Origin of the sequence: Pseudomonas sp. MWU13-2100 (assembly GCF_023242365.1) — a bacterium.
Classification (GTDB): domain Bacteria; phylum Pseudomonadota; class Gammaproteobacteria; order Pseudomonadales; family Pseudomonadaceae; genus Aquipseudomonas.
This window is the reverse complement of record NZ_JALLIX010000039.1, coordinates 59,243-65,242: the sequence shown is the minus strand read 5'-3', so window position 1 is coordinate 65,242 and position 6,000 is coordinate 59,243. Positions and strand designations below refer to the sequence as shown.

Annotated in this window: 7 protein-coding genes; 4 read left to right on the top strand and 3 right to left on the bottom strand. The window is 61.1% G+C overall.

Features of this window, described 5'->3' with window-relative positions; all coding sequences use genetic code 11:
- Positions 1 to 35 precede the first annotated feature (35 nt).
- Positions 36 to 374: a hypothetical protein gene (locus M5B99_RS23095; RefSeq protein WP_248806231.1), complete on the bottom strand. Its 339-nt coding sequence runs from the start codon at positions 372 to 374 to the stop codon at positions 36 to 38.
- A gap of 257 nt (positions 375 to 631) precedes the next feature.
- Here M5B99_RS23095 and M5B99_RS23090 point away from each other — a divergent pair, with 257 nt between their 5' ends.
- On the top strand, positions 632 to 1,450 hold the full coding sequence (locus tag M5B99_RS23090; RefSeq protein ID WP_248806230.1) for a shikimate 5-dehydrogenase: 819 nt from the start codon (positions 632 to 634) through the stop codon (positions 1,448 to 1,450).
- A gap of 18 nt (positions 1,451 to 1,468) precedes the next feature.
- On the opposite strand, the gene M5B99_RS23085 is transcribed toward M5B99_RS23090, so the two are convergent.
- A complete protein-coding gene (locus M5B99_RS23085; protein ID WP_248806229.1) occupies positions 1,469 to 2,116 on the bottom strand; it encodes a YceH family protein in 648 nt (215 codons plus the stop codon).
- A 130-nt stretch (positions 2,117 to 2,246) separates the two neighbouring features.
- Between M5B99_RS23085 and M5B99_RS23080 the strand changes: the two genes are divergently transcribed.
- Positions 2,247 to 2,756, top strand: a complete 510-nt coding sequence (locus tag M5B99_RS23080) for a DUF1993 family protein (protein WP_248806228.1) — start codon at positions 2,247 to 2,249, stop codon at positions 2,754 to 2,756.
- Positions 2,757 to 3,032: 276 nt separating this feature from the next.
- Entirely contained in the window at positions 3,033 to 4,187 is a 1,155-nt protein-coding gene (locus M5B99_RS23075) for an MFS transporter (RefSeq protein WP_248806227.1), read from the top strand.
- Here the strand turns inward: M5B99_RS23075 and nhaR are convergent.
- Positions 4,184 to 5,089: a transcriptional activator NhaR gene (gene nhaR, locus M5B99_RS23070; RefSeq protein ID WP_248806226.1), complete on the bottom strand. Its 906-nt coding sequence runs from the start codon at positions 5,087 to 5,089 to the stop codon at positions 4,184 to 4,186. The two genes, M5B99_RS23075 and nhaR, sit on opposite strands and share 4 nt — an antisense overlap.
- A gap of 137 nt (positions 5,090 to 5,226) precedes the next feature.
- Here nhaR and M5B99_RS23065 point away from each other — a divergent pair, with 137 nt between their 5' ends.
- Positions 5,227 to 5,976: a TerC family protein gene (locus M5B99_RS23065; protein ID WP_248806225.1), complete on the top strand. Its 750-nt coding sequence runs from the start codon at positions 5,227 to 5,229 to the stop codon at positions 5,974 to 5,976.
- Positions 5,977 to 6,000: the final 24 nt, after the last annotated feature.

Below are 6,000 nucleotides of genomic sequence, written 5' to 3'. Positions count from 1 at the left end.
TCTTGCGAGCAGGGCCTGGGTATTTTGCCTGTCGATTACCAGCGTGGGCCGCCGTAGTAATGATGCGGGTGGCCGTAGTACACAGGACGACCATAGTAGCCACCCTGGACGTAGACCGGGGCCGGCTGGACATAGACCGGTTGCTGGACATAGACCGGAGGCGGCTGCTGTACATAGACCGGAGCCGGTTGCACATACACGGGCTGCTGAACATAAGCCGGGCGGCTTTCTGACATCACCGAACCGACGATGGCTCCGCCGATCACGCCACCCAACAAGGCAGGGCCGACCCAGTTGCCACCGTGGGCAGAGGCTTGACCTGCGACAGCGAGTGCACCAACGAGCAAGGCTATCTTGGGGATTGTACGAATCATGATTATTCCTCGGGTTCCAACCCCAGCGCTTGTTGTCTGCAATAGACTCAAGGACTGTCGCGGGGATACTTCTATGACAACGACTTTCTGAAAAATTGCCAAGCCGTTGAGTAAATTTTGTGTAAGGTTCTTGGCACGGCTTCTTTGACAGGTAGCCGAGGCCAGGTGCCAGAGCCCTGCAGCTGGTCGCTATGATCGACGAAAGTCGGGTGAATGCCTATCCCATTTATCCGAAAACACCCTTCAGGAGATGAAACATGCAGATGAACCCCAACAAAGACACCCAATTGTGCATGTCGTTGTCGGGGCGCCCCGGGAATTTCGGTTTGCGTTTCCATAATCATCTTTATGAGCAACTAGGCCTGAACTTTTACTACAAGGCCTTCAGCAGCCAGGACCTGCCCGGCGCGGTCGGCGGCATTCGGGCCCTGGGTATCCGGGGATGCGGGGTGTCGATGCCGTTCAAGGAGGCGTGCATCGCCCTGGTGGATGAACTGGATGCGTCCGCCGCAGCGATCCAGTCGATCAACACCATCGTCAATACCGCCGGTCATCTGAAGGCCTATAACACCGACTACATCGCCATTGCGCAGTTGCTCGAGACCCACGCGGTGCCCAAGGACATCAGCTTCGCGTTGCGCGGCAGCGGCGGCATGGCCAAGGCGGTGGCGTCGGCCCTGCGTGATGGCGGTTACCGTAATGGCGTGATCGTGGCCCGCAACGAAGTGGCGGGCAGGGCGCTGGCGCAGGGTTGCGGTTATGAGTGGCAGGCGCAGTTGGGGGCGTTGCGCCCGCAGATGCTGGTCAATGTCACGCCGATCGGTATGAGTGGCGGCCCGGAGGCGGATCAACTGGCCTTCGAGGCTGCGGCGGTGGAGGCGGCCGATACGCTGTTCGATGTGGTCGCGGTGCCCTCGGAAACCCCGCTGATTTTAACCGGCAGGGCCCAGGGCAAGCGCGTGATCACCGGGCTGGAAGTAATTGCCATCCAGGCGCTGGAACAGTTCGTGCTGTACACCGGTGTGCGGCCCAGCGAAGAACAGTTCCAGAAGGCGGTGGCCTTTGCGCGCAGTTGAATGACGAATTGGCGCGGGTTATTCCAATCGCGCCAGACGCTCTTCAAGCGCGGCGACCCGGGCTTCGAGTTCTTCGATGCGCTCCACGGACACCGCGCCGGCCGCATTGCGTTCAGGTCCTTGCTGACGGGCCGCGAGGATGGCTTCGATATCCGCCGGGTCGCCCAGGGCGTGGGTGTAGCGGTCCTCCCGCTGCCCCGCCTGGCGTGGAATCAGCAGCGCCAGGCCGCGGGCAATCAGGCGCTCCAGCTGGTGCACGACCTGCTCGCTGTCTTCGAAGTCATGCATCCGGCCGCTGCGGGTCAGCAGTTCGTTGACCGTTTGTGGACCGCGCAGGAACAGCAGGCCGATCAGCACCACCTGGGCCGGCACCAGTTCCAGTGCCTTGTCGACCCGATGCTCCCAGCGGTCGGCGCGGCTGCCCATCACCAGGCGGGTGAAGCCGCGGCCCTCAAGGGCGCGCAGGCTCTGGCCGACCTGACCCTGGTTGAGGTTCGTGACGGGTTCGCGGCTGGTTTTCTGGTTGCAGGCCAGCACCAGGGCATTGAGTGTCAGGGGATAGGTTTCCGGGCTGGTAGCCTGTTTTTCGATCAAGGAGCCCAGGATGCGAATTTCCGTGCTGCTCAATTGTGGTTGGTCGACGCAAGTCTCTTGCTCGCTGCCCATTGTGCTTTTCCCTGTGCGTTGAAAGGTCGTAAGCGTAGGGCCTTCAGCCGTAAAAAGACAAGCCGCGATACGCCTCACCCTGGCTATAATCGTCCAGCTTCACTCCTGCCATTTTCACTGCGAGATCCTCATGACCATTTCCCTGTACGCAGCTTCCATTCCGGTTTTCAAGCAAATGCTCAATGCTTTGAGCGACGTTCTGAACAAGGCCGAAGCCCATGCGGTGGCAAAGAACATCGAGCCGAGCGTTTTCATACAAGCCCGTCTGGCTCCTGACATGTTCCCGTTGAACCGTCAGGTGCAGATCGCGGTCGATTTCGCCAAGGGCGTTTCTTCGCGTCTGGCCGAGATCGAAGTGCCGTCCTACCCGGACAGCGAAACCACCTTCGCCGAATTGCAGGCATTGATCAGCAAGGTGCTGGCACACCTGGACAGCATCACCCCGGCCCAGATCGACGGCAAGGAAGGCATCGAGATCGTCACCCGTCCGGGCACCCCGAAAGAGAAGCGCTTCACTGGCCAGGCCTACCTGCTGAGCTACGGCCTGCCACAGTTCTTCTTCCACGTGACCACTGCCTACGCGATCCTGCGCCACAACGGCGTGGAAATCGGCAAGCGTGACTACATGGGTGCGTTCTGATTTCGTACGGATTGATAGCGATTCAAATCTGCCGGGATAGCGATTCCGGCAAGTTCTCGTCGGTCTTGTAGGAGCAGGGCTTGCCCGCGAAGCTTTTGGCGTCCCCAGGGGGCCCTTCGCTGGCAAGCCAGGCTCCCACAAGAGCTTTCTGGCAGCCCGGCACCTGCGCGCATAGCCACAACCCTTCTGTTATAGTGCTCACTTCCCCTCTGTATCTCATGTCTTATTCAGCGGGCCCTCGGGCTGTCGCTGGCGTTGTCGTTTCTGGAGTGATTCATGTTGTTGCCCATTCTGCTGTTGTCAGCCGCCGGATTTACCGTGCTGACGACAGAGTTCGTGATTGTCGGCCTGCTGCCTGCGATTTCCCGTGACCTTGACGTCAGCATCCCCCAGGCGGGTTTGCTGGTGACGTTGTTCGCTTTCACCGTCGCCGCATTCGGGCCTTTCCTGACCGCGTACTTTTCGCGTTTCGAGCGCCGGCGCCTGTTTATCAGCATCCTGGTGATGTTCGGGCTGGCCAACACCGTGGCGGCACTGGCGCCGAATATCGGGGTCATGGCCATCGCCCGTTTGCTGCCGGCACTGGGGCTGCCAGTATTCTGGGCCCTGGCCAGTGAAACAGCGGTGGACATCGTCGGCCCCGACTACGCCGGACGCGCGATCGAAAAAATCGGTTTCGGCATTGTCTGTGCGACGGTGTTCGGCATTCCCGTCGGCACCTTGATCTCCGACGCCTGGGGCTGGCGCAGTGCCTTTGCGATCCTGGCGGTGGTGGCCCTGGTCAAGGCCTTGTTGCTCTGGCGCTACTTGCCGGCCACACGCCTGCATCTGGAGCAGGTGTCCTTGCGCTCGCAGTTCAGCATCCTGCGTCGTCCGCTGATGATCGGTCATGTGCTGCTGTCGATCCTGGTGTTCTGCGGCATGTTTACGGCCTACACCTATCTGGCGGATATCCTCGAACGCCTGGCCGGTTTCAACGGCACGGTGGTCGGCTGGTGCCTGATGGGCTTCGGTGCCGTAGGGCTGATCGGCAACTCCCTGGGCGGGCGCATGGTCGATCATCATCCGCTGATCGCCTCGATGGTGTTCTGCGCGTTCATGATCGGCGGCATGGTCGCCCTGGTACCGAGCATTCACTCCACCCTTGGCCTGGCGGCGGCCATGGGGGTCTGGGGCGTGACCCAGGCGGCCCTGTTCCTGGTCAGCCATGTGCGGCTGATGAAGGTCGCACCCCATGCACCGGCCTTCGCGGCGTCGCTGAACATTGCCGGTGCCAACCTGGGCATTGGCCTGGGGGCGCTGGTGGGGGGGCGGGTAATCGATAACCTGGGCCTGGGCAGCCTGGGGTTTGCCGCCGCCGGTTTTATCCTGCTGTCGATCCTGTTGGCCCTGATGCTGATGAGCGCCAGATCCCGGACGGTCAGCGCCTAGTCTTCCGGCGTGGTAAACAGCTCGCGTCGAGCGCCCTCGGTGATGGCGACAATGCCGGGATGCTTGACCTTGCGTTCCACCGAGATCGCGTAGAACGACTCGCTTACCGCATCGGTCTGGCCGATCAGCTCGACGCCATACTGGCGGCACACTTCCTCGGCGATCACGCTCGGGGCGATGAAAATCCCGCTGCCGGATTGGCCGAACGCCTGCATCAGGGCGCTGTCGTCGAACTCGCCGACGATCCGCGGGTGCAATTGTTGTTCGGCGAACCAGCGCAGAAGCCGACTGCGCACCACGCTTTCCTGTCCGGGGATCAGCAACGGTGCGCCGTGCAGGCAGCGCGGAAAATCATCGGCATGGCGCGCCGCCAGTGCCGCCGTGGCAAAAAAACTGATCCCGCATTCTCCCAGCTTCCGGCTGTAGCCCTTGATGTCCAGATGGCTGGGCATGGGGCTGTCGGAAATCACCAGGTCCAGGCGCTGGATCGCCAGGTCGGCGAGCAGGCGCTCGAGCTTGTCTTCGCGGCAGGTGATACGGATCGGCTCATCCAGCTCCATGGTCGGCGCGATCAGGCGATAGACGATGGATTTGGGCACCACATCCGCGACCCCGACCCGCAGCAGTCGCTGCTGCTCGTTCGGCTGGGTACGCAACATGGCTTCCAGTTCATTGCCCAGTTGGAACATCTGCTCGGCATAGGGCAGGGTCCGGCGCCCGGCCTCGGTCAGTTCCAGCTGCCGTCCGACCTTGCGGAACAACTCCACGCCAAAGGTCTGTTCCAGCAGGCTGATCTGGCCGCTGATGGTTTGTGGCGTCAGGTTCAACTGCTCGCAGGCCCTGACGATACTGCCGGTCCTGGCCACGACCCAGAAATAGTGCAACTGGCGATAGTTGAGCATCGGGCTCCATTCAGTTCGTTAAAACCGAAGTATAACGCTTAAAAATACGAATTTTCCTGAAGTGTCCGTTTCCCTAGAATGCTGCGCTATCGGTGGGCCAGGACGTGGCCGCCTTACTCCCGAATCAGGACTGAACCATGGAATACCTGTTGCAACTCGCCGTCAGCCCCACCGCCTGGATTGCCCTGGCGACGCTGATCGTCATGGAAATCGTGCTGGGCATCGATAACCTGATCTTCATCTCGATCCTGACCAACAAGCTGCCGGCGCAGTTTCGCACCAAGGCGCGGCGCATCGGGATCGGCATGGCCCTGATCCTGCGGCTGGGCTTGTTGGGCACCATCGCCTATATCGTCAAGCTCACCGCGCCGGTGATCGAGGTGTTCGGCCAGGCGTTCTCCTGGAAGGACATGATCCTGATCGCCGGTGGCCTGTTCCTGGTGTGGAAGGCTACCACCGAGATCCATCACAGCATGGACCCCGAGGCCAAGGAGGTCGAAGCCAGTACGGCTGGCATATCCCTGGGGTTCGCGGCGGCGATCGGTCAGATCCTGATGCTCGACATGGTCTTTTCCATCGATAGCATCATCACCGCAGTGGGCATGACCGAGCACCTGCCGATCATGGTGATCGCGGTGGTGGTGGCGGTGCTGGTGATGTTGCTGGCATCCGAGCCGCTGGCGAAGTTCATCAACGACAACCCGACGGTGGTGATGTTGGCCCTGGGCTTCTTGATCATGATCGGCATGACGCTGATCGCCGAAGGCTTCGGTGCCCATGTGCCCAAGGGCTATGTCTACGCGGCCATGACCTTCTCCGCGGTGATCGAAGGTTTGAACATGCTGGCCCGGCGTGCCCGGCACAAGCGTCAGGTAGCAGAAGGCTGATTGCCGTTGCGTCAATAAAAAGGC

Coding starts and splice junctions, on each gene's coding strand:
- nhaR (WP_248806226.1), bottom strand. CDS start 5,089: ATGCTCAACTATCGCCAGTTGCACTATTTCTGGGTCGTGGCCAGGACC.
- M5B99_RS23085 (WP_248806229.1), bottom strand. CDS start 2,116: ATGGGCAGCGAGCAAGAGACTTGCGTCGACCAACCACAATTGAGCAGC.
- M5B99_RS23080 (WP_248806228.1), top strand. CDS start 2,247: ATGACCATTTCCCTGTACGCAGCTTCCATTCCGGTTTTCAAGCAAATG.
- M5B99_RS23090 (WP_248806230.1), top strand. CDS start 632: ATGCAGATGAACCCCAACAAAGACACCCAATTGTGCATGTCGTTGTCG.
- M5B99_RS23095 (WP_248806231.1), bottom strand. CDS start 374: ATGATTCGTACAATCCCCAAGATAGCCTTGCTCGTTGGTGCACTCGCT.
- M5B99_RS23065 (WP_248806225.1), top strand. CDS start 5,227: ATGGAATACCTGTTGCAACTCGCCGTCAGCCCCACCGCCTGGATTGCC.
- M5B99_RS23075 (WP_248806227.1), top strand. CDS start 3,033: ATGTTGTTGCCCATTCTGCTGTTGTCAGCCGCCGGATTTACCGTGCTG.